The organism is Streptomyces sp. NPDC042371 (assembly GCF_056437465.1).
On the sequence record NZ_JBWKAP010000013.1, the window covers coordinates 204,267 to 229,470 of the forward strand.

Sequence of the window (25,204 nt, forward strand, 5' to 3'; positions counted from 1 at the left end):
GGACAGCCCGCAGCGCCCCGGCCCAGCCACCCGCCCCAACCGGCGCCCCGTCAGTGACGGGCACGATGGCAACGAGGCCCTCGGCGTGCGGCCGCGCCTGCCCGCCGCCGGACGGGACAGCCCGCAGCGCCCCGGCCCAGCCACCCGCCCCAACCGGCGCCCCGTCAGTGACGGGCACGATGGCAACGAGGCCCTCGGCGTGCGGCCGCGCGCCGGGGACACCGTGGAGGAGGTCCGTGACTCCCCGGGTTCCGGGTCTGCTCGGGCGTGGCGCCGGAGACGGTGACGTGCCGTGGCGGCCCTTGGCGCGGCGCGGGTGCCGGACGCGCCGGTACCCGGGCGGGCGACCCGCCCGCAGCGGGGCGCGACGCCCCGTGGGACCGGCCCGTCGTGCCCTGCTTGGCCGCGCCCTGTTTGACCGCGCCTGCGCGATGCCCCAGGGGGCCCGCGCTCCGACCTGCCCGGCAAGGGCGCCCCGGCCCGGCATCGCGCGGGCGCCGGATCATCCCCGGCGGCCCGCCCCCCGGGATGCCCCGCCCCTCCCCCTGTCCGCGCCGCCCTCACCCCACCGGGGCGGCCGCGCCCCTGCCGCAGAAGCCGGGGCCCCGTAGGAGTAGAGAGGTGACCCTTTTGACCTCGACCTCAGCCTCAGCCTCAGCCTCGACCTCAATCTCAGCCGCGGCCCGGAGCCGGACGGCCCAGGTGCGGCTCGCCGACGACCGGGCGGGCGGAGCGGGCAGCCTGCGGCTGTTTCTGCGCGAGGCGCTCGGTGAGGCGTACGGGCCGTGCCCGGCGCTGGAGGGCGGGGTGCCGGTGGTGTGGTCGGGGGCCCATGTCGTGGATCCGCCCTTCTACGGCGACGGCGACATCGGCCACGCCGCGGTGTGCCGGACCGTCAACGAGCTGGCGGCGGCCGGTGCGGTGCCGGTGGGGCTGTCGCTGTCGGCGGTCGTGGAGGCGGGGCTCGCGCTGGGGCGGGTGCGGCAGGTGGCGGACTCCGTGCGGGCGGCGGCGCAGGCCGCCGGGGTGCGCGTCGTGGACGTCGACGCACGGGTGGTGCGGGCGGGCGAGGCCGACCAGATCTACCTGCACACCACGGGCATCGGCGTGCGCCGCTCCCCCGCCGCGCGGGCGGTGCGGGCCGGGACGGGCGACCGGCTCGTGGTCAGCGCCGCGCTCGGCGGTTTCGGCGCCCATGTCCTGTCGGTACGGGCCCGCTTGGGCCACGAGAGCGTGATCCCGGACGGCTGCGTCCCGCTGACCGGGCTGCTCGACCGGGCGCGCGACGCGGTGCACCACGGCGCGCTGCGGGCGGTGCGCACGGTGGGCCGCGGCGGGCTCGCGGCCGCGCTGGGGGCGTACGCGGACGAGACGGGCCAGGGGCTGCGTATCCGGGAGGCGGCGCTGCCGGTGCAGTACGAGGCGCGGGTCGCCCTGGACGCGCTCGGCGTCGAGCCGGTGCACGCGGCGACCGTCGGCTGCGTGCTCATGGTGGTCGCCGCCGAGGCCGCCGACGCGCTGCTCGCCGCGGTGCGGGCGCATCCGTGCGGGCGCGAGGCGGCCGTGGTCGGCGAGGTGGTGCGGCCGGGCCCCGACCCGGTCGTCCTGGTGCCCGAGGGCGGCAGGCCGGTAGCGCTGGAGGCCGCGGCGCAGGCACCGGCCCGGCTGGCCTGAGCGGGCGGGCGCACCCGCGCGCGACGGCGCGGCGGCGCGGCGGCGCGGCGGCGCGGCGGTGAGACGGCGCGGCGGAAGGGGCCGCGGGGGCTTTGACGGCGGCGGGCGCGGGAGGTGCGGGCGCGGGAGGTGCGCGGTGGCGGCGCCGGGGAGACAGCGGCAGCTTCCGGCCACCGCGCCAAGGCCCGTTCCGTGCGCGGCGCGGCGGCGCACACGGAACGGTGCGGCGCGGTCGGCCGGGTCCGGGGAAAGCGGCCCGGTCCTGCGGTGAAGGCGCTGGTCATGCCGGGCACGGCAGGGCTCTGCCATTTCGTTGGGCGGCCGCCGCGGGACGCTATGCGGAATGCTTTCCGCCGCACGCTGCGGAAAATCCCGGCGGCCGTCGGCTATTACATCCCGAAAGAAGCAGTTGACTGATCATTTGGGGCCCCGGTTGAACACCGGAGAAGAATGCCTCATTCCGGGGAGCGGAATACACGGCAAACGCCCGACGCCCGCACCCGCCGCCCAGGGGCACCGGGCAGCGCATCCCCGCACTCGAGAACCAGTGGATTATCGCTGGACCGCCGGTCGGCGCGGCCGGGAGAAACGCAGGACCCGCACCCCCGCGGCGGCCCCGGGCGCCGCTGCGCAGGCGAAGGGGCAGGCCACCGCGTACTCCGGTGGCCTGCCCCTTCAGTCGTCCGCAGGCATCAGCGCGAGGTCAGCCCCATCCGTCGTCCCCGGGCCCGACCGCCTGTGCCGTCTCCTGCGCCGATACCGCGGCGACGGTGCCACCGGGCGCGGTGTGGGCGTGTGCGGCCCCCGCGGCCGGCACCCCCAAAACGCCGATGACCACGAGCACCCCAACAACCTCTCTCCGCATTCCGGAAATCCTCATGACTATCCCCCAAGTCGATGCCGAGTTGTCCGGCCGCCGACCAGTCTGCACACACCGGCCATTCTCGGCTATGACTCGGCCAGTGGCGTAAAGTTGCATGGCAACTAATTCTCTTTCCGACGGGGGCTGTTACGGCTATGTCTGAATGTTCCCCTTCTGAACCCCGTCTCCATGAATTGGACGAACGGGCCATCGCGGCCTACCGCACCGCGGTGCAGGCTGGCCAGTACGCGCCCCAGGCCATCGCGGCCGCCCTCGGGCTGACGCATGAGGAGACCGCGCGGATCTCGCGCACCCTGCTTGACCTGCGGCTGCTCCACCCCGTACCGGGGGACGGGGACACGCTGGCCCCGGCGAGCCCGGACGCCGCGGCCGCGGATCTGGTCGGCCCCGCCGAACAGCGGATCAGGGAACTGCAGCAGTCGGTCTCCGGTACGCGCAGCAGCCTGCTGTCCCTGCTGCCGGTGTACTTCGAGAGCCGCAGAAGCCGCAACCGCATGGAGGCCTTCGACGTCATCACCAACATCAGCGTCCTGGAAGTCATGATCGAGGACTTCGGGGCGCGCTGCCAGACGCAGGCCCTGACCGTCCAGCCCGGCGGCCCCCGCCCCCCGCACCTGCTCGAAGGCGCCCGCAGGCGCACCCTGGAGCGGCTCGCGCGCGGCATCCGGGTCGAGCATCTCTACCAGCACACCGTCCGCAACGACCCGGCCTCGACGGCCTACATCCGCGAGGTGAGCGCGGCCGGCGCCGAGGTGCGCACCACCGACCAGCTGATCGACCGGATGATCATCTACGACCGGGAGATCGTGTTCCTGCCCGAGCAGGGCGAGCTGGACCGGCGCCCGGGGGCCATCGTCGTGCGCGAGCCCACCCTGGTGGCGTTCCTGTGCAAGCTCTACGACCAGCAGTGGGCCAGGGGGACGGTCTTCGAGCCGGACGCGGAGGAGAACACCGCGATCACCGACGACGTGCAGCGGTCCATCATCAAGCTGATGGCCCAGGGCTACAAGGACGAGATGGTCGCCCGCCGCCTGGGCATGTCGGTGCGCACCTGCCGCCGCCACATCGCCGAGATCATGGACGACCTGGATGCCACCAGCCGCTTCCAGGCGGGGGTGAACGTGGCCCTGTCGGGGGCGCTGGACGAGGCCGTCGGCCGGCCGCACCCCGGCGATGCCCAGAGCGCCACGGGCCCGGAGGGGGCGGGGACTTGATGCCGTACAGCTTGCTGCCAGCTGACCTTCCTGGCTCTGCCCAGCCGTGCGAGGCGACGCTGTCGCCAGGCGAGGGGCGACGCCGCGGCGCGCCGCCCCCGGGCCGCGGGAGGGGGTGAGCGCGTGCGCGACGACCAGGACCGGCCGGCCGGTGCACCGGGGCGGGAACACGGCACGCTGCGCCTGGTCCAGCGGACGCCGTCGTGGGAGCCCCCGGACGCGGCCGGACCGGCGGGCGGCGAGGCGGAGTTCGCCCTCACCGGCGAACTGCCGCGCGGCCACCCGGTGTTCGGCGACGGGCCGCGCCGCTTCCACGACCTGCAGGCGGGCGCCGAGATGGTCCGCGAGATCGGCGAGCTCCTGGGCCAGAGCCTGTTCGGGGTGCCGGCCAACCGCACCGGCGTCTTCTACCGCTTCGCCGTGCGCACCCCCGACATCGCCGCCTGGCGCGACACCGGCACCGGCTCCCCCGCGCTGCTGACCACACTCCTGCGGGTGCGCCCCGACAAGGTCATCGACGGGGTGCCCCGCGCCCTGGAGTTCCGCACCGACCTGCGGCTCGACGACAGGCCGTGCGGGGCGGGCACCGCCAACGTCGTCTTCCTGCCCCCCGTGGTGTACCGCAACCACCAGGCGCTCGGCCGCACTTCACCCCGGCGGGAACCGGCCGCGACCGGCGGCGGGCGGACGGCAGCGGACCCGGCCGAGGTGGACCCGGCCGAGGTGGGGCGCGCCGCCCCGGGCAACGTCCTGGTGCACGCACCGTCCGAGGCGGCCCACGGGCGGCTGTCGGCGAGCATCCGCCCCCCGGCGCACTGGCCGCTGCCCCGCGTCACCGAGCACGGCCACGTACCGGCCGCCGTGCAGCTGGAGGCGCTGCGCCAGACGGCCCTGCTGTGCGCCGGGCGCAGCCACCGGTTCGCCCCAGACCGCTGCGCCCTGTCCTCGCTGGAGGTCCACTTCCGCGGCTACGCGGAGCCCGCGGCACCGATGCGGTGCGCGGCGGTGGCCGGACCGTGCGACCGCGACGCCCAGGGCCGCCGCCAGGTGCCCGTCACCCTGACGCTGGCGCAGACGGGCCGGGCCGTCCTGGAGGCGGTCGTCACGGTGGTGGAGGACTTCTGACGGCACCCGGCCCGGCGGGCGGGCCGGTGGCCGGGCGGGGCGAACCATACGGTGGACGTGGGGCGTTGCCTGGTACGGGCGGGACGCGAGGGCGCACGGCCCGGCGGGCGCGGGGACAAGGTCCGGCGGGCGGGCCGGTGGCCGCTTGCTCAGCCGTCGGCCGGGGCGGGGCGGACCGGGTGCAGGGCGTGGAGCGTTGCCTCGTATGGGCGGGGCGTGGTGGTGCGGGGCGAGGGGGGCCGGGCGGGTGCGGGCGGGCGGGGGCTGGTGGCCGGTGCCTCCGTGCCCTCGGGGGCGCGGCGTGCGCCGCCCGGCGGGGCGGGCAGCGGGGCGGTGAACCAGCCGTCCTGCAGCAGCCGCTCGACGTGCAGGGCCGGGTCGGCGCCCAGGGAAATGACGGCGACGGCGGGCAGGCGGTCGCGGACCCGGGCGCAGGCGTTCTCGCAGGGGTCGGCGAGAACCAGACCGGCCATGTCGATGCCCAGCCGCCGCGCGACCTCGCGCACACCGGCGTCCCGGGGCCGCGCACCGGTGTCGATGACAGCTGGGTCGCCCCCGTCCGGGTGCATGTGCGTTTGGGCGGGCGGGAGTTGGCGGTCCGGCGGCCGCTCGCCCCGGCCGGTGACGGCGAGCAGGACGCCCTGGGCGGCGAGCTGGCGCAGGGTGGAGTGCAGCGCGGCGTGGGGAGCACCGCCGGGGCCGGGGCCGCCCGTCGGCTCGTCGAGCAGTCCGGCCCACAGGGCGCCGTCCAGGACGAGGCAGGTGCGGGCCGGGCCGCGGCGCGCGCGCAGCAGGTGGCCGACCTCGCGGGCGTAGGCGGCCACCAGCGCGTCGGTGAAGGGCGTGCCGGTCCGGGCGGCCGTGCGGGCGTCGCGGGCCGGGCCGGTCTCGGCGATGAGCGGGTCCAGGTCCACGGCGGCGAGCCGGGGATGGGTGGCCGCGAGCCGCAGCAGCCCGGCGTTGAGGTCGCGCCAGATCGCCGAGAGCTGGGTGCGCTGGCGCTCGTCGGTGAGCTGGTGGGTGTGGTGGCGCAGCAGCGGCAGCGTGTTCAGGACGAGGGTGCCCTGCCCGTGCTGCGCGTGGGCCGCGGCCAGCGCCCGCAGCCGGGCGGCCAGCCGGGCGCAGGCCGGTTCGGCGTCCTCCAGGCTCCAGGGCACGCCCAGCTCGTCGAAGACGGCACCGGCATCCAGCAGACACAGCGTCAGATCGGCTCGTACGTGGGTGAGTTGCCCGCCGGGATCGCCCAGGTCGCGCAGATAGGCGCCGCGCTCGCCGGTGACCAGGCGCAGCGGCATGCCGTGCCGGGCCAGTTCGGCGGCGAGCGGGCCGCCGAGGTCGGGCAGGGCGGCGTGGCCGGTGAGGGTGATCGTGGCCAGGGGCGTGCCCGGGTGGCGGGCGAGGATCTCGGCCGGGTCCACGGCCGCCAGGATCCGGCCGCAGGCCAGCAGTTCCTCCAGGACCTCGGCGCTGTCGCGGCCGCCGGGGTCGGTGGCCTCGGCGAGCAGCGGGGCCACCTCGGGCCAGCGGGCGGCCAGCCGGCCGTCCGTGTGCAGGGCGTGCAGCCGTTGGGCGGGCGAGGGCCGCGGCGGTGTGGTCATGGGCCGGTGTCTCCTTCGGTGAACTCCTCGGATCCCGGCTGCGGCGGGAGGCAGCAGAGGCGGGCGGCGGGCCGGGGCGGGCGGCCCTGTCCGGTGCCACGTGCGCGCCCCCGGGTCGCGGGCGCCACCGGGGCCGCGGCGTGCCCGTCGGCCGGCCCACGGCCCACCGGCCCCCGCGGAGCTGCCCGGCCGGGGCCGGGCACTTTGGTGGTGACGTTCCGTACCCTGCCCAGTTCGGCTAAAGGGAGGCTTGTGGAGGGTGGGGGCGGCCTGCGGCACGGCACGCCCGCGTCGGCTGCCGCGCCCGGGGTCAGGGGGCTCCCGGCGGGCGGACAGGGGCACCGGCGTCCGATGCCGGGGGGCCCGGCCCGGCTACGGTGGCCCCCCGCCGGGCCGGGCGTCCCGCGCCGGGCGGGCAAGGGGGCGAGGGGCGGATGCGGTTCAGGGTGCTGGGGCCACTGGAGGTGCGCCGCGCGGCCGACGGGCACCCGGTGACGCCGGGCGCGGCCAAGGTACGCGGCGTGCTGGCGACCCTGCTGGTACGGGCGGGTGAGGTGGTGTCGGTGGACACCCTCGTCGACGAGCTGTGGGGCGAGCATCCGCCGCGCACCGCGCTGACCACCCTGCAGGTCTACATCTCGCAGCTGCGCAAGCTCCTGCGGCAGGTGGAGCCGGATTCCGGCGGGGCGGCGCTGCTGACCCGCGCCCCGGGCTATCTGCTGCAGGTCGACCCCGCCCAGCTGGACCTGGCCGCCTTCCAGACGCTGCACCACAGCGGCCGGGAGGCGCTGGAGCGCGGCGAGTACGCGGCCGCCGCCGCGCTGCAGCGCCGGGCGCTGGCCCTGTGGCGCGGCCCGCTGCTGCCGGACACCGCGCACGGCGCCGTGCTGGCCGCCGCGGCGGTGCGGGTGCACGAGGTGCGCATCGCCGCGCTGGAACAGCGGATGCGGGCCGGGCTGCAGCTGGGCCACCACAAGGAGCTGCTGGGCGAACTGCAGGTGCTGGCGGCCGAGTTGCCGCTGCACGAGGAGTTCCACGCCCATCTGATGGTGGCCCTGTACCGGGCGGGGCGGCCCGCGGACGCCCTGGACGTGTTCGGCCGGCTGCGGCACACCCTGGTCCAGGAGCTGGCCATCGAGCCGGGCCTGCGGCTGCGGCGGCTGCAGCACCGCATCCTGGCGGGCGACCGGGCCCTGCTGCGCCCCGGCGCCGCCCGCCCGGCCGCCGCCGACCTGCCGCGGGCCGCGGCCGCGGCGCCCGCTCCGGCCCCGGCGCCCGTGGAGCAACTGCCTTCCCCGGACGGGGGGTTCACCGGGCGGGCCGCGGAGCTGGCGCGGCTCGGTGCGTGGCTGGCCCGGCCCGGCGGCGGCTGTCTGCAGATCTCCGGACCGGCCGGGGCGGGCAAGACCGCGCTGGCCGTGGCCGCCGCGCACCGGGCCAAGGCCGCGTTTCCCGACGGGCGGGTGCTGGTGCGGCTGCGCGGCGGCGACGGGCGGCCGCTGGAGAGCACGCAGGTGCTGGTCCAGCTCCTGGCCGCGCTGGGCGCCGCCGGGCCCGCGCCCCGCTCCGGCGAGGAACTGCGCGAGGCGGTGCGGCAGTTGACGTACGGGCGGCGGATCCTGCTGGTCCTGGACGACGCGGCCGATGCCGGGCCGCTGCGGGCCCTGACCCCGCTGGTCGGGCAGAGCCTGCTCCTGGTCACCTGCCGCCCCGCCCTGCCCGACCTGCCGGGCCCCGCCCTGGCCCTGGACGCGCTCGACGCCCCGGAGGCCCGGCAGCTGCTGACGGCCACGGGCACCCCGCCGCCCGCCGCCCCCGCCCCGGACCCCGCGCACACCGGTTGGGCGGGCCCGGCCGAGCCCCCGGCCGAACGGGACGGACCGGCCGAACACTCCGAACACTCCGAACTGGCTGAACTGGCTGAACTGGCTGAACTGTGCGGGCGTTTCCCCGGGCCGCTGCGCGCCCTGGGCCGGCACCTGGCCGCCCACCCCCACCACTCCCCCGCCCTGCTGGCCGCCCGGCTGCGCCCGGAGAGCACCCGGCTGGGCGAGCTGCACGCCCTGGACGAGGCGGGCCACCGCCAGCTGTGCGCGGTGTACGACGCGGCGCCCGAGGCCGACCTGCGCGCGGCCCGGCTGCTGAGCCTGCTGCCCGCCGGGACCTTCACCCGCGAGGACGCCGCCACCGTGCTGGGCGTCCGGCCCGAGGCCGCCGAGCACACCCTGAACTCCCTGACCCGGGCGGGCCTGCTGGGGCCCGGGCCGCAGGGCCACGGCCACCGATTCCCCGTCCTGACCCGGCTCCTGGCCGCCGAGCGGCGCGCCGCCGAGAGCCCCGGCGCCCCGCTGCGCGCGGCCCTGGCCCGGCTGTGCGCGGCCGCCGTCCGGTCGCTGGCCGCACGGCCCGCCGGTCACGGCGAACTGCCCGCGCCCGCCTGGTCGGCCGACCGCCGGGACGCGCTGGCCGCCCTGACCGGCCAGGCCCATGCGGCGGGCCTGTGGGCCCAGACCGTCCGGCTGGCCGCCGCCATGTCCGCCTCCCTGGAGGCCTCGGCCGCCTGGGAGGCCTGGCAGCACACCCACACCCTGGCCCTGGACGCCGCAGAACGCCTGGGCGACCAGGGCGCGGCGGCGGGACTGCTGCGCTCGCTGGGCGACCTGGCCTGGCAGCGCCACCGCCCGGACGCCGCCCGCGACTTCTACCGGCGCGCCCTGCGCGCCGCGGACAGCGGCGCCGCCCCCCACGAGCGCGGGCGCATCCTGGCGGGCCTGGCGGACCTGCACCTAGAGGCGGGGGCCGCCGCCAGCGCCGCCCGCCTGGTCACACCCGTGTTGCGCGAGACGCCCGAGGACACCCGCGGCTGCTACGAGGCCCGCCGCGTCCTGGCCCTGCACGCCCTGCACACCACCGGCAGCGCCGCGGCCCGCCCCCACTTCCAGCACTGCCTGACGCTGGCGGGCCGCCTGGGCGACCGCCGCCTGGAGGCCTATGCGCGGCGCTGGCTCGACCGGCTGCGCGCGGCCGGAGCGCCCCACCCCGCCTGGGCCGAGGTCCGCCCCGGCGTGTGGTCCGCGGGCCCGCTCACGACCCGTCGTACTCCAGATCCGGCGGCAGCTGGCTGCGCCGGCTGATGCCCAACTTGCGGTAGATCTTGGTCAGATGCTGCTCGATGGTGCTGGTGGTGACGTACAGCTTCGCCGAGATCTCCCGGTTGGTGTAGCCGAACGCGGCCAGCGCCGCGACCCGTTGCTCGGGTGCGGTGAGCCGGGCCGCCCCGGCGGGCGAGGGGCCGGGGCCCGTGGTGCGGGCCGTGCGCAGGTCGGTGCGGCCCGGCAGGATGCGCTCGCACAGCGCCAGGGCCCCGCAGTCGGCCGCCAGGTGCCAGGCCCTGCGGGCCAGGATCCCGGCCCGGTTGCCCTCCCCGGCCAGTTGCAGGGCGTCGGCCAGGTCGGCCAGGGCATGTGCGTGCTCCAGCCGGTCGCCGCAGCGGCGCAGTTCCTCCAGGGCGCGGGAGAGCAGCGCGGGCCGCTCGGCCAGGGGGGCCAGCGCGGCGCGCAGCCGCAGGGCGGCGCCCTGCGGACGGGGATCGCGCCCGGTGGGCCGGTCCGCCTGCTCGGCGATGAGGCGGGCGGCCCGCTCGCGCTCGCCCAGGTGCAGCAGGGCGCGGGCGGCATCGCTGCGCCAGGGCAGGTGCCGGGGATGGTCAAGACCCCAGCGCCGGGCGAGCCGGCCGGCGTCGAGGAACTCCGCGAGGGCGGCGGTGTGGCGGTGGGTGGCCAGGTAGTAGTGGCCGCGGGCGCGCAGTTGGTCGAGCGCGTACACGCTGTCGAACAGCGCGTCGGGCAGCGGCGGTTCGAGCCGCCGGGCGGCCTCCTCGTACTCCCCGGTGGCCGTGTACGCGGCGATCTCGACCGCGGTCAGTGCGGACCGCAGCAGCCCGCCGCGCTCCTCCACGACCTCGGCGGCCGCGGCCGCGGCCTGCCGGGCCCCTCGGGGATCGCCCAGGCGCAGCAGGGCCTGCGCGTGCAGCAGCCCGAGGGCGGCGAACCAGCCGGGGGCACGCTGGCGGTCCGCCTCGGCCTGCAGCTTCTGACACCACACGAGCGCCCGGTCGTTGTGATCGGCGTGGACGAGGCTGCGGATCTCGCGGAGCACCAGGTCGAGGGTGTGGTGCGTCAACGGGGTGTCCTTCAGGACACGTTCGACGACCGCTTCGTCCCGACCGGCGGGCGCGGGAGGCCACAGGACCGCGGTGGCGGTGCGCAACCGGGCGGTGTCCGGGGCGGGCACGGCGCGGGGGTCGGCGTGGACGTCGGCGGGGGCTTGGGGGCGTGCGTCGGCGCGGGCGCGGGTGCGGGTATCGGCGTCGGCGCGGGTGCGGGCGCGGGCATCGGCGCGGGCGCGGATGTCAGCACGAGTGTCGGCATCGGCGTAAGTGTCGGTGTGGGCGCGGGAATCGGTGTCAGTGAGGGTGCGGGCGGCGGCACGAGTGTCGGCGTGGGCGTCAGCGCGGACGCGGGTATCGGCGTCGGCGCGGGTGCGGGTGCGGGCGTGGGCATCGGCGCGGGCGCGGATGCCCGCACGAGTGTCGGCATCGGCGTAAGTGTCGGTGTGGGCGCGGGAATCGGTGTCAGTGCGGGTGCGGGCGTCGGCACGAGTGTCGGTGCGGGCATAGGCATCGGCATCGGCGTGGGTGCGGGTGTCGGCGTGGACGTGGGCGTCAGCGCGAGTGTCGGCGTGGGCATCGGCGCGGGCGCGGGCATCGGCGTCAGCACAAGTTCCGGCGCGGACGCGGGTGTCGGCGCGGGCATCGGCGGCGGCGCGGGCGGCAGCATGGACGTCGGCATCGGCGCGGGCTGAGGTCCCGGCGTGGGTTGGGGTGAGGGGGAGCAGGTCGCGTAGTGGGTCCTCGCCCCGGTCGCCCGTCGCCCGGCGTCGCTCGGCGTGTTCCAGCGCCGCTCCGGCCTGCTCGATGCGGCCCTGGGCGAGCAGCGTGCGGGCGAGGAGGGCGGCCTGGCCGTAGTCCAGCTCGCCCCGGTCCAGGGCCTGGAGGGGCTCGGTGAGGTGCTGTTCGGCCCGGGCGGGATCGGTGCGGCGCACCAGTTCGGCGAGCCGCAGGTCCAGGGCCCGGCGGCCGGTGCCGGGCGCGCTCAGTCGGCGGGCCAGCCGCAGGCAGTCCACCGCGCCGGCGCTGTCGTCCTCCACCAGCGCCTGCCGCGCGGCCTCGACGAGCACCGCCACCGCCCAGCCGTCCGGCTCCGGCCTGCCGGGGTGGCCCGGGGCGGCACCGTATAGGGGGCCGTGGGCCAGCAGGAGGCGGCGGGCCGTGGTGGCCGCCGGGGCGCCGTGGGCGTGCAGGACCCGCGCGGCCCGCGCGTGCAGGGCCGAGCGGGCGTGGGGAGTCGCTGCCGCCAGGACCGCGGCCGCGACGGCGGGGTGGCGCAGGTGCCACTGGGTGACCAGGCCCGCCTTGTCCAGGACGTCGCGGGCGTGTGCGGCCGTCCGGGAGGTGATCCCGGCCGTCTGGGCAACCCGTTCGGCGCTCGCGTCCTGGCCCAGTACCGCAAGGGCCTCGGCCAGGCGGCCCGCCGCCTGGCCGCTGCGCCGCAGGCAGGCGGTGGCCGCCTGCAGGAACGGCCCGTCCGGGGCGGGCCGTTCCGGCCCGCCGCCCTCGCCGGGCGGCGTCGCCTCCTCGTCGAGCAGGGCCTTGCACAGCAGCGGGTTGCCGCCGGTCAGCTCGTACAGGCGGGCGGGCGGCAGCGCCGGGGCCGGGCCGGGCGCGGAGGTGGCGGCCAGGGCCGTGCCGCGCGGGCTCAGGCGGTCCACGCGGATCCGGCAGAAGTCCTCGTGGTGCAGGAACGGGGCGCCCGGCGCGGGCGCGTGGGGCCCGCGGACGCCGAGGATCTGGCCCAGGGCGAGCAGCACCGGCGCGCGGTGCGGGCTCCGGCTCAGGTGCACCAGATGCTCCAGGGAGGCCGCATCGCAGTCCTGCAGGTCGTCCACGCACACCACGACGGGCGCCCGGGCGGCCAGCGTCCGCACGGCGGTGCCGAATTCCTCGGGGGTGCAGCGCGCCGCCGCGGGGTGCGGGGGCAGGAGGTCGGCGGGCAGGGCGTGCAGGAGGCGGCGCAGCACGCCGTGCGGCGGCGCGGTGCCGGGGGCGGGCTGGGCGTGCAGGATGTGCGCGCCGCTGTCGGCGGCGTGCCGGGTCAGGCGCCGCAGCAGCTGGGTGGTGCCGCACCCGGCCGCGCCCTCGACGAGCACGACGGCCGTCTGCCCGGCCGTGCAGCGCCGCCATGCCTCCTGCAACTGGCCCCACTGTGGCTCGCGTTCGAGTTCGACTCGCAGCATTGCGCCCCCCTGGCTGTAGGGGTCAGTGTCCGGCGCACTGGGGGGCTCAGGGCGGTTGTGGGGCCGGGCACAAGCTGCGCGGCAGCAATTTCCCGGTGCCCCGCAACCGGCGGTCGGCCCGGCACCTGCCCGAATCCGTGCCCGCAGTTGCCCGTTTCCTGCGGGTACTTGGGGTTGTGCTGTGGGTGCGCTGACCCGGAGCTGGCACGGCGTTTCCTACGGTGGCCGACGTCCCGTAACCGTCTTTGACGTCTGTTTCGCTTGGGAGGCGAGCCATGAGCCTGGCGCCGGCCGACGTGCCCAGCGCCCGCGCGGTGCCGCGGCGGGAGATGCCGCTGCCCGGGGCCGTTGCCGGGGACCCGGCGCACCCGGCCTGGCGGATCCTGCTCGTGGATGCGCGCGCCGAGGACGCCCGGCCGCTGGCCGAGGCCCTGCGCCGGTACGGGCACCAGGTCGAGCAGGCCCGCGACGGCGTCGCCGCGCTGGAGACGTACGAGGCGATCGACGTCGATGTGGCGCTGCTCGACCTGGATCTGCCGGACGTGGACGGGCTGCAGGTGTGCCGACAGCTGGGCGCCTCGGGGCGCACCGGGGTCCTTGCGCTCACCGCCCGCGGGGACGAACTGGATGTGGTGCGGGGCCTGCGGGCTGGGGCCGACGACTATCTGGTCAAGCCGTGCGGGCTGCGGGAGCTGCAGGCCCGGATGGAGGCGGTGATGCGCCGGGTGCGGCCCCGCCCGCCCTCCCCCGTCCTGTCGATCGGGGCGCTGCGCATCGACGCGGCGCTGCGCGAGGTGCGCCTGGGCGGGCGCCGGATCGCGGTGACCCGCAAGGAGTTCGACCTGCTGCACCTGCTGGCCGCGCAGCCCGGGACGGTCATCACGCGCGACCGGCTGATGCGGGAGGTGTGGGCGGGCTCCTGGTCCCGGCGCACCGTGGACACCCATGTCAGCAGCCTGCGCGCCAAGCTCGGCGCACGGGAGTGGATCGTCACCGTGCACGGGGTGGGCTTCCGCATCGGGCAGGACTGAACCCGCCCGGCCCGGCCCGGCGGGCGGGGCGGGGCTCAGCGGCGCTTGTGGGACTTCAGGTACCAGGCGGCGGCGACGGCAAGGACGACGAGGACGACGAGGATCTTCATAGGTCCCGGTTGTCCCCGATCGCGCGGGACATGCCTGCCGTGGGCCGGCCGCCGTGTCGCCGATCCGCCGCGGGTGGTCCACGGTGATCAGGACGAGTCGTCCCGCCCTGCGCGGGTACCTGCACCCCAGCTCCGGGCGGCCCGGCCGGGCCGAAGGCACGGCATTCCGGGACCCGGCGGTCGAGAGGAGACATCGTGAGTGGACAGGTACCGGCATCCCCCGGCGCGGACGGCAGCGCGCCGGTGCCCAGGGACCCGCCCGACCAGCAGGCCGACGGCGCACCCGACCCCTGGGAGGCGGCCCAGGGCGAACCGTCGACGGCGGACGCGGACGACGGGGCGGACACGGACGTGCCCGACACCGACGAGGCCGGCACCGGCCGGCGCGGCAGCGCCCGGGAGACGGGCGCGCCGTCCGAGGACCCGGCGCCGGAGGAGCCCTCCGGGTGAGGGCGCGGCGCCAGGACAGGGGCAGGACGAGGCAAAGGGAGCAGCGGTGAGCGGTACGGGAGAACGGCCGGCGCAGGTCACGGTGGAACTGAGCGGCGCGGCGGACGACGCCGGGCGCGTCTTCGACCTGCTCGGGGCGGTCTACGCCTCGGACCGGGACGGCGGCCCCGCCCCGGCCGGGCCGGGCGGGGCGACCGTGTGGAGCGGCGTGTTCGACACCGCCCGTCCGGCGGGCGGCGGGCCGGGCGGGACGCCGTCGCTGCAGGGCGCGGTGAGCGCCGCGGTGCAGGGCGGCTATGTGGCGGTCGACCAGATCGTCACGGTGCTCTCGGCGGCCTTCGCCGTCACCGAGGAGGGCTCCGCCTCGGGCGATCAGGAAAAGGACGTGTCGCTGCGGCTGGAGAGCCGCTGAGGCCGCAGGCCCGCCCGGCGCCGGGCCGCGGGGGCTTCAGGCCCGGCGGTCGGCCGGGATGCGCTCCAGCAGGCCGCGCAGGTCGTCGGCGTGTTCCTCCTCCTGGGCGAGCAGTTCCTCGAAGATCCGGCGGGTGGTGGGGTCGCCCTCCCCCAGCCACTGGGCGATCTCGGTGTAGGCGGCGACGGCGACGCGTTCGGCCACCAGGTCCTCCTTGATCATTTCGATCAGGTCGGTGCTGGCGTCGTACTCCGCGTGGGAGCGGGAGGTGAGCGTGTCGGGGTCGAAGTCGGGCTCGCCGCCCAGCTGCACGATGCGCTTGGCCAGCTTGTCGGCGTGCTCCTGCTCCTGCTGGGCGTGTTCCAGGAACTCCGCGGCCACCGGCTCGGAGTAGAGGCCGGAGACCGTGTAGTAGTGCCGCTTGTAGCGCAGCGTGCAGACGATCTCGGTGGCGAGGGCCTCGTTGAGCACGGTGAGCACGCGCTCCAGGTCCGCGCCGTAGGCGTCGGTCACCGGGCCCTTCTCGATCTGGTGGCGGGCCCGGTCGCGGATGGTCTTGATGTCGGTCAGGAACTCGGCCATGGCTGCTGCTCTCTGCTGGGTGGGTCGGGACAGCGGGCGGACCGCATCCGGCGCCCCGCTGTCCCGACCGTACCCATATGCCCGTATTCATCCGTGGAGGGCGGCGGCGGGGCGGCCCTAGTGCCCCATCCCGGCGCCGCCGTCCACCGGCAGGACCGCGCCGGTGATGTACCCGGCCTCCGGCGAGGCGAGGAAGGCGATGGCGGCGGCGGTCTCCTCGGGTGCACCCAGGCGGCCCAGCGGGATCTGGCCGACCATGCCCGCGCGCTGCTCGTCGCTGAGCGTCCTGATCATGTCGGTGTCGGTCAGGCCGGGCATGACGACGTTGAAGGTGATGTTGCGGGAGCCCAGTTCGCGGGCCATGGAGCGGGCGAAGCCGACCAGTGCGGCCTTGGAGGCGGCGTAGTTGGCCTGGCCGCCCTCGCCGCGCAGCGCCACCGCCGAGGAGACGAGCACCACGCGCCCGGCCCGGGCGCGCAGCATGGCCCGGCTGGCGCGCTTGACCGCCCGGAAGGTGCCGGTGAGGTTGGTGTCCAGGACGGCGGTGAAGTCGTCCTCACTCATCCGCACCAGCAGCTGGTCGCGGGTGATGCCCGCGCAGCACACCAGCACCTCGACGGGCCCGTGTGCCTGTTCGGCCTCCTTGAAGGCGGCGTCGACCTGGGCGGTGTCGGTGACGTCGCAGCGGATCGCGAGCAGCCCCTCGGGGGGTGCGGCGCTGCGGTAGGTGACGGCGACGCGGTCGCCCGCGGCCTGCAGGGCGCGGGCGGTGGCCAGGCCGATGCCGCGGCTGCCGCCGGTGACGAGAACGGAACGGGACACGGGTGACCTCTCTGCAGGTGTCGGGGTACTCTGCGCGCCGCGCGTGATGCCGCGCGGCACGGCGCCTCCAGCGGCGCTCAAGGAGCGGCCTGCAAGCTGATCCGCTCAGTACGAACAGGGGTGGCTCCCGGGCCGGTCGGGGCGCGCGCGGAGCCATGGGGGAAAGCGGAGAACAGATGCGGTGCCTGGTTCAGGGCCAGGGCGTACCGGCGGAGTGCGGGGGCACTCCCAAGGTGCGCCGCCGGTGCGCGAGGAGCGCGCTGCGACAACGTCAACACCCCCCGGCGGCCGGGGAATGCCGCGTCGGTCGCCGTACGGCGAGATCCAGGCCGTCATTGTGGGGGCCGCCCGGGGGCCGGTACCAGGACGGATTTCTTCCTGTTGCCGAATTTCAGGAAAGAGCCCTGCCGGTAAGCGGACCGGCCGCGGGCGGGGCGGGCGAGGCGGGCGGGAGGGCGAGCGGTGGACAATAAGGCCGCCCTGCGGCAGCTGCTGCGGTGGAAGCGGAGCCGGCTGGAGCCCGCGTCCGTGGGGCTGCGCCCGCGCACCGGCCGCGGGCGGCGCGCCCCGGGGCTCTCCCAGGCGCAGGTCGCCCAGCTCCTGTACGTCTCCGAGCGCACCTACGCCCAGCTGGAGCGGGGCGAAATGCCCTCCCCCGCCGCCGACTTCCTGGACCGGGTCTGCGGCGTCCTGCGCCTGGAGGAGGGCGAGCGGACGGCGCTGTACGTCTATGCGCTGGGCCACGAGCCGCCCCGGCCGCAGGACCCGCTGGCCGGGCAGGACATCCACGGCGCCTGGCACGAGGCGGTGCGCAGCGTCACCCGGCCCTGTTACGTCAACGACGTCGCCTGGAACGTCCAGGCCTGCAACGAGGCGTTCCTCGCCATGTTCCCGCGCGCCCCGGGGGCACCACCCGCCCTGCCGGACCGGAACCTGATGCGCTACATGCTGCTGCGGGAGGCGGCGCGCGAGCACCACCTGATGGACTGGGAGACGCAGTGGGCCCGGCCGCTGGCCGCCCAGCTGCGCAAGGCCGTGGCCCTGTATCCGGGCAACAGCGACCTGCAGGAGCTGGACAAGGAGGTGGAGGCCGACCCGGTGGCCGGTCCCATCTACCGCACGGACCCGGTCACTTACGTCCAGCCCAGCGGGGCCACCCGCCCGGTGCGCATGCCCTGGACCGGCTCCCCGGACCCGCAGGGCGGCGCCGAGCGGTGCTGCGCGCGGCATCTGCCCTCCCGGGCCGGGCAGGTCACCATGTGCGCGGCGGTGCCGCTGGGCTCGCCCGGCGCCCGGTTCTTCATCCTGGTCTTCGAGCCCGCACCCGCCTGAGAAGCGGCACGCCTCAGGGGGCGGCGAGGAAGGCCCGCACCCCCTGCGAGACGGCGTCGTCGCCCAGCAGGTCGTTGTGGGCCAGGCAGCCGGCCCCGTGGTTGGCCGCCCCGGCCAGCGGGACGCTGTCGTCGGGGTTGATGACCTCGTCGCAGGCCGAGGCCCAGGTCGCGTACGCCACCGGTCCTGGCGTCTCGTCGCCCTGGGCGAGCCGGTCGGTGACGTAGGAGCCCGGCGTCATGTCCCGGCAGGCCTGCGACCACAGGGCGCAGGCCCAGGCCGTGGTGGTGCCGTGGTTGGGCCCGCCCAGCGAGACCCAGTGCGCGACGGCGGGCGCGCCGCCGCCGAACTTCACATACCAGCGGGTGACCAGGCTGCCGAAGGAGTGCGCCACCAGGTCGACGCGGTCGGCGCCGGTGCGGGCGCGCACCTCGGCGACGTAGGCGGCCAGTTGGCCCGCGAGGTCCTCGTTGACCGACCGGCTGGTGTCGTAGCCCCAGGAGAAGAGGTCGCCGTCGCCGTATCCGGCGGCCTTGAAGTCCTCCCGCAGGGACCCCCACACGCCGGGGTCGGCGTTGTAGCCGTGCACGAACACCACGGGCCGGGGCGCGGGGGCGGGGGCCCGGGCCGTCGCGGCGGGCGCGGCCGGCAGCAGCACGGCGAGCGCGCACAGCCAGCCGAGCAGCAGCCGTCCCGCGGGGCGGGCACGCTTGTCCATGGCCACCAGGGCCTCCTCACCGAACACCGGACACCGGACACGGCACGACACGGCACGGCGCCGCCGACGCGCGCAGACGCAGGGGTGATTGTGGGGTCGTGCGCGTCAGATGAGAAGAGCAGGACCCACCCGGGCCCGGCCGGGGCTCACCCGGCCCCCTCCAGCGGTGTGGCGCAGCGGGCGCAGAAGCGGGCCTCGCGGTCGGCCGCCAGGCGGCCGCACTGCGGGCAGACCCGGTCGAGCAGGCAGACGGGCTCACCGGCGCCGGGCGCGGCCGGGGCGGGGCGGCGGTGGGCGGCGGTGTAGGTCAGGCCCTGCGCACCGGCGCGCAGGGTGTGGGCGGTGTGGGCGGGCAGCCAGGCCAGGGCGCCGGGGGCGAGCGGCAACAGGGCTTCGGGCAGGCGGAGTTCGCCGCTGCCGGCCAGCACGGTGAGCAGGATGCCGTGCCCGCTCTTCGCGGGCTCGCCCAGGTCCGCGCCGGGTGCCAGCCGGACGACGGCGGCGTCCAGGTCGCGGGCGTCGCCGCCCAGCGACCACACCAGGCTGACCGGTCCGCGGCCCGGGGCGCCGGTCTGTTCGGGGCCGAGGAAGACCGGGGCGGGGGTGCCGGGCTCGGTCATGGGCATACGCCGTCCTTCTTTCCTGCTCACGCTGCTGCACCGCTTCCTGTCCCGGCCCTGCTGTTCCGCTTGCCGTTCCGCTTGCTGTTCCGTTTGGCCCTCCCGCGGCCGTCCCGGCGTCCCCGGGCCGACCGGCTCCTGTCACCGCAGCGCCGTGGGGGGCGGGTGGGTACAAAGCGGATCCGAGTGAATCTCTAGCCGCCCCTGGTGAACTACCGCTGGCACCGCACGGCTTGACGCGGCCGCGCTCGTTGTCACGCACGCGGCTGCCCCGGCGGATGCCCCCATTTCACTCACGTACATAGGAGGGCACCATGGTCACCCGACGCCGTCTGCTCGGCACAGGACTCGCCGCCGCGGGCGTAGGGCTCACCGGGGCGTCATTCACCCCCCTGCTCGGCGTGGACCGCGCCAAGGCCAGTCCGGCCGCGGCGAGTGCGATACCCGAGCTGTTCGCCGTACCCATGCCCCAGATGCCGGTGCTCAGACCCACCTTCCGCACCGCGACCACCGACCACTACGACGTCGCGATGCGCCGGGTCCGCAAGGAGATCCTGCCGGGCATCCAGACCGATCTGCTCACCTACGAGGGGAACTTCCCCGGCGCGACCATCAAGGCGCGCAGCGGCCGCACCGTGGTCGTGCGCCACCGCAACGAGCTGGACGTGCCCACCTCGTCGCACCTGCACGGCGCCTCGGTCACCCAGGCCAACGACGGCGACCCGATGGACACCCTCGCCCCGGGCGGGGACCGTCTTTACACCTATCCCAACAAGCAGCCGCACGCCTCGCTGTGGTACCACGACCACGCCCACCACATGGAGTCGGAGAACGTCTACCGCGGGCTGCACGGCAGTTACCTGCTCACCGACAGCATCGAGGACAAGCTGCCGCTGCCCAAGGGCGAGTACGACGTGGTGGTCGCCATCCGCGACGCGCACTTCGACGCGGCCGGGCAGCTCGTGTACGTCATGGACGACCAGCAGCGCTCCACGCTGCTGGTGAACGGGGCGCCCTACCCCTATTTCCAGGTCGCCGCCCGCAAGTACCGGCTGCGCCTGGCGAACATGTCCAACCAGCGTTTCCTGGGGCTGCGGCTGGCGGACGGCAGCGAGATCGTCCAGATCGGTTCGGACGGCGGTCTGCTGCCCCGCCCGTACGCCACCGACTCGGTCACCCTCTCGCCGGGCGAGCGCGTCGATGTCGTCGTCGACTTCTCCCGCTACAAGGTGGGCGACAAGGTGGTGCTGGAGAACAGCATCATCTTCGCCGGCACCGCCGAGCAGGTCGGCCAGGTGATGCGGTTCGACGTGGTGCGCACGGCCACCGACACCAGCTCGGTGCCGACGGTGCTGCGGTCCCTGCCGGCGCTGCCCACGCCGACCAACGAGCGCACCATCGTGCTGAAGATGGAGGAGGGCGTCGCGCACCCCAAGGGGTACATCGACGGCAAGATGTACGACCCGGCGCGCGTGGACTCCAGCATCCGCTTCGGGGCCAGCGAGGTGTGGACGGTCACCAACGCCAACCCCCGGGTGCCGCACAACTTCCACATGCACCTGGTGCAGTTCCGGGTCCTGGAGCGGGGCGGGAAGCCGCCGGCGCCCAATGAGTCGGGGCTGAAGGACACCGTGATCGTCGCGCCGGGCGAGACGGTCAAGCTCCAGGCGACCTTCGACAGCTACCGGGGCACGTACGTGTACCACTGCCACATGCTGGACCACTCGGCGATGGGCATGATGGCCACCATGAAGATCAGCTGAACCGGGGCCGCCCGCGGCCGGTGACGGCCGCGGGCGGCCGCCCGCTCCCCCGCTCCCCCCCCCGGGTGCGGGGGCGGCTAGGCGAACTGGCCGACCTGGTAGTGCCCGGCGGGCTGCTGGGCCAGGATGTTGAGCCGGTTGAAGGCGTTGATCAGGGCGATGGTGGACAGCAGGGCGGCGAGCTGGTCCTCGTCGTAGTGGCGGGCGGCGTTCGCCCACGCCTCATCGCTCACGCCGCCGGCCGCGTCGGCCACCCGGGTGCCCTGCTCGGCCAGCTCCAGCGCGGCGCGCTCGGCCTCGGTGAAGACCGTCGCCTCCCGCCACGCCGCGACCAGGTTGAGGCGCACCGCGCTCTCCCCGGCGTGCGCGGCCTCCTTGGTGTGCATGTCGATGCAGAAGCCGCAGCCGTTGATCTGGCTGGCGCGCAGCCGCACCAGTTCCTGTGTCGAGGCGGGCAGCGCCGAGTCCGCGGCCGCCTTGCCCGCCGCGGCCAGGTACTTCAGGAACTTGGCCGAGACGGGGTTGTCGAAGAGGTTCAAGCGAGCGTCCATGGTGGGCTCCTCTGCCGTGCTGGTGCGTACACAGCTGAGACCAGATGGCCCGCCCGGATGTGACAGCCACCCCGGTGACCTGCCCGTTTCCCCGCACCGTGCGGTGCGGGGCAGGGGGTCAGCCGCGGGTCAGCCGGTGGTCCAGGGGCGGAGCTTTTCGGGGTTGCGCACCGCCCACAGGTGCTTGATGCGGTCGCCGGCGAAGTCGAAGGCCAGCACCGAGACGGTGACGCCGCCCTGCTGGACCACCAGGCCGGGCTCGCCGTTGACGGTGCGCTCCAGGATCGTCATGGCGGGCGCCTTGGCGGTGATGGTGACCAGGTAGCGGGCGATCTGCTCGCTGCCGCCGGTGGGGGGCGCGGCGTTGACCAGGCCGCCGCCGTCGGCCAGCCCGGTGGCGTCGGGGTCCAGGAGGCCGATGAGGGCGCCGATGTCCTTGGCCTCCCAGGCCTGCTTGAAGTCGCGGACCAGGTCGGCGCGCCGGGCCGTGGCGGCGGCGGGCGGCTGCTGGGCGCTGCGCAGGCGGCGCCGGGCGGAAGAGGCCAGCTGGCGGCAGGCGGCCGGGCTGCGGCCGACGCTTTCGGCCACTTCGGCGAAGGAGTAGCGAAAGACGTCGTGGAGGATGAACGCGACGCGCTCGGCCGGGGTCATGGACTCCAGGACGACGAGGAAGGCCATGTTGACCGACTCGTCCAGGGTGATCCGGTCGGCCGGGTCGGCGGTGCCCACCGAGCGGCCGCTGATCCACTCGGAGTGGTCGGGCAGCGGCTCGGGGATCCACTCGCCCACGTACCGCTCGCGCCGGGCCCGGGCGGAGCCGAGCAGGTCCAGGCAGATGCGGCTGGCCACGGTGGTCAGCCAGCCGCCGGGCGAGGCGACGGCCTCGCGCTGGGCGGGCGACATGGCATACCAGCGGGCGTAGGCCTCCTGCACGACGTCCTCGGCATCGGCCAGGGAGCCCAGGAAGCGGTACGCGAGGTTGATCAGCTGACGCCGTTCGCTCAGGACCGTGCTCAGGTCCGCCTCAAGCCGGTCGTCGTCTGGCGCGGTCTGCGTCCTCATCGTCTCGCTTGCTCCCTTGGCCGGAATCTGCCGTCATCCCTACGACGAGACAGCCGGTGGGAATGTGAGGTCGCCCTGCCCGGGCGGGGCGGGCCTTCTGGCAGGATTCCAGCGCTCTCCTAGCCGTATCAAATAGTCATATGGCATGAGCAAACACAAAGCGATCGTGGAGCGGTACCGCGACGGGGTCCTCAGCGGTGACCACGAGCTGGTCCTGTCCCTGGTGAGCGACGACGTGGTGTGGGAGAGCCTGGGCCAGACCCGGGTGCAGGGCAAGGACGCGCTGCGGGCCGTGGTGCAGAACAAGGACGGGGTCGCGGCCCAGGGCGTCGTGCAGCGGCCGGAGATCACCGTCGACCGGCTGATCGAGGAGGGCGACACCGTGGTGGCCACCGGGCGGGCGGCGCTGCCGCTGCCCACCGGCGCCAAGGCGGAGTTCCTCTTCTGCGACGTGTTCACCTTCGTCGGGGACGCGATCAGCCACCTGGAGAGCTACAAGGTCAGTCTCGCCCCGCCGCCGCAGGGCTGAGCGCGGCGCGGCCCCGGGCGTGCTGCCGGGGCCGCGCCGGATGTCCTGAGGGCAGGTCAGCCCGCCGTCCAGGGGCGCAGCTTCTCGGGGTTGCGGACCGCCCAGATGTGCTTGATCCGGTCGCCGTCGAAGTCGAAGGCCAGCACCGAGACGGTGATGCCGTCCTGCTGGGCGACCAGGCCGGGCTGGCCGTTGACGGTGCGCTCCAGGATCGTCAGGTCCGGGGCCCGGCCCAGCACGTCGGCGAAGACGTGGGCGATCTGCTCGCCGCCGGTGACCGGCAGCAGCTGGGCGCTGACCAGGCCGCCGCCGTCGGCGATGGTGGTGGCGTCGGGGTCCAGGAGCCCGATGAGGGCCTCGATGTCCTTGGCCTCCCAGGCCTGCTTGAAGTCGCGGACCAGGTCGGCGCGTTGGGCCGTGGCGGCCGCCGGGAGGCGGCGGGCGGCGGTGATGCGGCGGCGCGCGGAGGAGGCCAGCTGGCGGCAGGCGGCCGGGCTGCGGCCGACGATCTCGGCCACTTCGGCGAAGGAGTAGTGGAAGACGTCGTGGAGGATGAACGCGACCCGCTCGGCCGGGGTCATCGCGTCGAGCACGACGAGGAAGGCCATGTTGACCGACTCGTCCAGGGTGATCCGGTCGGCCGGGTCGCCGGTGCCGCCCGCGGGCCCGCTGATCCACTCCATGCGGTCGGGCAGCGGCTCGGGGATCCACTCGCCGACATACCGCTCGCGCCGGGCCCGGGCCGAGCCGAGCAGGTCCAGACAGACGCGGCTGGCCACGGTGGTCAGCCAGCCGCCGGGCGAGGCGACGGCGTCCCGCTGCTCCTCGGACATCGCGTACCAGCGGGCGTAGGTCTCCTGCACCACGTCCTCGGCGTCGGCCAGGGAGCCGAGGAAGCGGTACGCGAGGTTGATCAGCTGCCGGCGCTCGCTGAGAACGGCCCGCAGGCCCGGTTCGAGCCGGCTGTCCTCCGGCTCCAGATGCATGCTCATGGTGTCGCCAACTCCCTTGGCTGCGCCCTGCCTTCACCAGTTCGATCAGGCGTCGCCCTGAGGGTGGCGCGCGTCACCTCACATTACAACGGGCTGCGTCGTCGTATGGCTGGAGATCGAATTCCTCCCGGGCCCCATCCCCCGGTTGTCCGGTGCCGGAATCCCCGCTCTCCGCTGCGGCTTCGGGCTCTTTCGAAGCCGCGCACCGTCCGCGAAGGAGAATTCCCGTGCATCTGATCTCGATCCGCGGCTCACCAGCCGGGCCGGGGCCCGCCGTATGCGGCGGGCGCCCGGTGACCAAGGCCTCGCCCCGGACTTGGGGCGCCTGCGGCTGACCTGGGCCGTGCAGGCTCCGGTTGGCGGGGGCCGCCGACGGCGCAGCACGGCCGGCGGCGCCCCGCGAACCGGACCGCGGCGGCCCGGCCGGGCCCCGCACTCTTTTTTCTCCGCTTTTACCGACTGCTCCACCGACCGGCCCCGGCCGGTCGAATATCCCCAACAGGGGTGCGGCCACGTCCCGTTCGGGCGGCCCGCCCCTGGCACCACCTGATAGAGCACGCAAAGAAAAGGAAACAGCTGTGGAACCTGTGAACGTTGCAATCATCTATTACAGCGCGACCGGCAACGTGCACACGTTGGCTCAGGCGGTGGCCGAGGGCGCGGAGAAGGCCGGCGCCCAGGTGCGGCTGCGCAAGGTCGCCGAGACCGCGCCGGACGCGGCGATCAACTCCAACCCGGCCTGGGTCGAGCACCGGGCGGCCACCACCGATGTCGAGGAGGCCACCCACGACGACCTGTCCTGGGCGGACGCGGTCCTGTTCGGCACCCCGAGCCGGTTCGGCAACCCGGCCAGCCAGCTGCGGGCGTTCATCGACACCACCGGCCCGCTGTGGTTCGCGGGCAAGATCGCCGGGAAGGTGTTCTCCGCGTTCACGGCCAGCAACACCGCCCACGGCGGGCAGGAGTCGACGATCCTGGCGCTGTCGAACACCTTCTACCACTGGGGCGGCATCATCGTGCCCCCCGGCTACACCGACCCCATCCAGTTCCAGTCCGGCAACCCCTACGGCACCTCGCACGTGGCCACCGAGGGTGCGCCCGGCGACGTGGCGCTGCAGGCCGCCCGGCACCAGGCGCGCCGCGTGGTGGACACCGCGGCCGCGCTGAAGGCAGGCCGCAGCGAGATGCTCTGAGCCCCCGCTCCCCCGCGGGCTCACCGGTGAACGGGGGCCGCCGACCTGCTGGTCGGCGGCCCCCACACGTATGCACAGCCGCGGTGCGGCGGGTGGGTCAGGAGGGGATCCAGTCGCGTTGGATGTGGGGGGTGTCGATGCTGAGGGCGCGCATGTGCTCGATGGGGTTGGTGTATTCGCGGCTGGCGG

Annotated in this window: 21 protein-coding genes; 12 read left to right on the forward strand and 9 right to left on the reverse strand. The window is 75.5% G+C overall.

The features are described from left to right. The 4 genes from AC068B_RS33340 to AC068B_RS33355 form a co-directional block, all read left to right on the forward strand. On the forward strand, positions 1-286 hold a 286-nt coding region (locus AC068B_RS33340; RefSeq protein ID WP_478675270.1), incomplete at its 5' end, for a hypothetical protein. 416 nt (positions 287-702) lie between these two features. Then, complete coding sequence (locus tag AC068B_RS33345; RefSeq protein ID WP_478675271.1) at positions 703-1,674, forward strand: AIR synthase-related protein; 972 nt, start codon at positions 703-705, stop codon at positions 1,672-1,674. 1,056 nt (positions 1,675-2,730) lie between these two features. Beyond that, positions 2,731-3,771, forward strand: coding sequence for a helix-turn-helix transcriptional regulator (locus AC068B_RS33350; RefSeq protein WP_478675272.1), 1,041 nt, complete (start codon positions 2,731-2,733; stop codon positions 3,769-3,771). 123 nt (positions 3,772-3,894) lie between these two features. Further along, positions 3,895-4,896 (forward strand): AfsA-related hotdog domain-containing protein, encoded by a 1,002-nt coding sequence (locus AC068B_RS33355; protein ID WP_478675273.1) that lies wholly within the window; start codon positions 3,895-3,897, stop codon positions 4,894-4,896. Positions 4,897-5,045: 149 nt separating this feature from the next. Here the strand turns inward: AC068B_RS33355 and AC068B_RS33360 are convergent, their stop codons facing one another. Then, on the reverse strand, positions 5,046-6,494 hold the full coding sequence (locus AC068B_RS33360) for a hypothetical protein (protein ID WP_478675274.1): 1,449 nt from the start codon (positions 6,492-6,494) through the stop codon (positions 5,046-5,048). Between the two features lie 434 nt (positions 6,495-6,928). Here AC068B_RS33360 and AC068B_RS33365 point away from each other — a divergent pair, with 434 nt between their 5' ends. After that, on the forward strand, positions 6,929-9,628 hold the full coding sequence (locus tag AC068B_RS33365) for a BTAD domain-containing putative transcriptional regulator (RefSeq protein WP_478675275.1): 2,700 nt from the start codon (positions 6,929-6,931) through the stop codon (positions 9,626-9,628). Here the strand turns inward: AC068B_RS33365 and AC068B_RS33370 are convergent. Next, positions 9,579-12,848 carry an AAA family ATPase gene (locus AC068B_RS33370; protein ID WP_478675276.1) on the reverse strand — a complete coding sequence of 1,090 codons (3,270 nt, stop codon included), beginning with the start codon at positions 12,846-12,848 and terminating at the stop codon, positions 9,579-9,581. The two genes, AC068B_RS33365 and AC068B_RS33370, sit on opposite strands and share 50 nt — an antisense overlap. A 275-nt stretch (positions 12,849-13,123) precedes the next feature. Here AC068B_RS33370 and AC068B_RS33375 point away from each other — a divergent pair, with 275 nt between their 5' ends. The 3 genes from AC068B_RS33375 to AC068B_RS33385 all read left to right on the forward strand — a co-directional run bounded on the left by AC068B_RS33375 (position 13,124) and on the right by AC068B_RS33385 (position 14,851). Then, a complete protein-coding gene (locus tag AC068B_RS33375) occupies positions 13,124-13,879 on the forward strand; it encodes a response regulator transcription factor (protein ID WP_478675277.1) in 756 nt (251 codons plus the stop codon). A 305-nt stretch (positions 13,880-14,184) separates the two neighbouring features. Beyond that, entirely contained in the window at positions 14,185-14,439 is a 255-nt protein-coding gene (locus AC068B_RS33380) for a hypothetical protein (protein ID WP_478675278.1), read from the forward strand. 46 nt (positions 14,440-14,485) lie between these two features. Then, a complete protein-coding gene (locus tag AC068B_RS33385; RefSeq protein WP_478675279.1) occupies positions 14,486-14,851 on the forward strand; it encodes a hypothetical protein in 366 nt (121 codons plus the stop codon). A 36-nt stretch (positions 14,852-14,887) separates the two neighbouring features. Here AC068B_RS33385 and AC068B_RS33390 read toward each other — a convergent pair whose 3' ends face one another. Further along, positions 14,888-15,433 carry a ferritin-like domain-containing protein gene (locus AC068B_RS33390; protein WP_468565860.1) on the reverse strand — a complete coding sequence of 182 codons (546 nt, stop codon included), beginning with the start codon at positions 15,431-15,433 and terminating at the stop codon, positions 14,888-14,890. Between the two features lie 117 nt (positions 15,434-15,550). Then, complete coding sequence (gene fabG / locus AC068B_RS33395) at positions 15,551-16,255, reverse strand: 3-oxoacyl-ACP reductase FabG (protein WP_478675280.1); 705 nt, start codon at positions 16,253-16,255, stop codon at positions 15,551-15,553. 462 nt (positions 16,256-16,717) lie between these two features. On the opposite strand from fabG, the gene AC068B_RS33400 reads away from it, so the two are divergent. After that, positions 16,718-17,587, forward strand: coding sequence for a helix-turn-helix domain-containing protein (locus tag AC068B_RS33400; RefSeq protein WP_478675281.1), 870 nt, complete (start codon positions 16,718-16,720; stop codon positions 17,585-17,587). A 13-nt stretch (positions 17,588-17,600) separates the two neighbouring features. Here AC068B_RS33400 and AC068B_RS33405 read toward each other — a convergent pair whose 3' ends face one another. After that, positions 17,601-18,305, reverse strand: a complete 705-nt coding sequence (locus tag AC068B_RS33405; RefSeq protein ID WP_478675282.1) for an esterase/lipase family protein — start codon at positions 18,303-18,305, stop codon at positions 17,601-17,603. A gap of 146 nt (positions 18,306-18,451) precedes the next feature. Further along, complete coding sequence (locus tag AC068B_RS33410; RefSeq protein WP_478675283.1) at positions 18,452-18,931, reverse strand: cupin domain-containing protein; 480 nt, start codon at positions 18,929-18,931, stop codon at positions 18,452-18,454. A 308-nt stretch (positions 18,932-19,239) separates the two neighbouring features. On the opposite strand from AC068B_RS33410, the gene AC068B_RS33415 reads away from it, so the two are divergent. Next, the gene (locus AC068B_RS33415) at positions 19,240-20,688 is read left to right on the forward strand and encodes a multicopper oxidase family protein (RefSeq protein WP_478675284.1); all 1,449 of its coding nucleotides are present in this window, start codon (positions 19,240-19,242) and stop codon (positions 20,686-20,688) included. 77 nt (positions 20,689-20,765) lie between these two features. On the opposite strand, the gene AC068B_RS33420 is transcribed toward AC068B_RS33415, so the two are convergent. Both AC068B_RS33420 and sigJ (AC068B_RS33425) read right to left on the reverse strand, forming a co-directional pair. Then, positions 20,766-21,239, reverse strand: a complete 474-nt coding sequence (locus tag AC068B_RS33420; protein WP_468565870.1) for a carboxymuconolactone decarboxylase family protein — start codon at positions 21,237-21,239, stop codon at positions 20,766-20,768. 129 nt (positions 21,240-21,368) lie between these two features. Beyond that, entirely contained in the window at positions 21,369-22,301 is a 933-nt protein-coding gene (sigJ, locus tag AC068B_RS33425; RefSeq protein WP_478675285.1) for an RNA polymerase sigma factor SigJ, read from the reverse strand. A 145-nt stretch (positions 22,302-22,446) separates the two neighbouring features. Between sigJ (AC068B_RS33425) and AC068B_RS33430 the strand changes: the two genes are divergently transcribed. Then, positions 22,447-22,830, forward strand: coding sequence for a nuclear transport factor 2 family protein (locus tag AC068B_RS33430; protein WP_468565873.1), 384 nt, complete (start codon positions 22,447-22,449; stop codon positions 22,828-22,830). A 56-nt stretch (positions 22,831-22,886) separates the two neighbouring features. Here the strand turns inward: AC068B_RS33430 and sigJ (AC068B_RS33435) are convergent, their stop codons facing one another. Further along, positions 22,887-23,822 (reverse strand): RNA polymerase sigma factor SigJ, encoded by a 936-nt coding sequence (gene sigJ / locus AC068B_RS33435; RefSeq protein WP_478675286.1) that lies wholly within the window; start codon positions 23,820-23,822, stop codon positions 22,887-22,889. A gap of 578 nt (positions 23,823-24,400) precedes the next feature. On the opposite strand from sigJ (AC068B_RS33435), the gene wrbA reads away from it, so the two are divergent. Beyond that, entirely contained in the window at positions 24,401-25,015 is a 615-nt protein-coding gene (gene wrbA, locus AC068B_RS33440) for an NAD(P)H:quinone oxidoreductase (protein ID WP_468565877.1), read from the forward strand. The last annotated feature ends 189 nt before the right edge of the window (positions 25,016-25,204 follow it).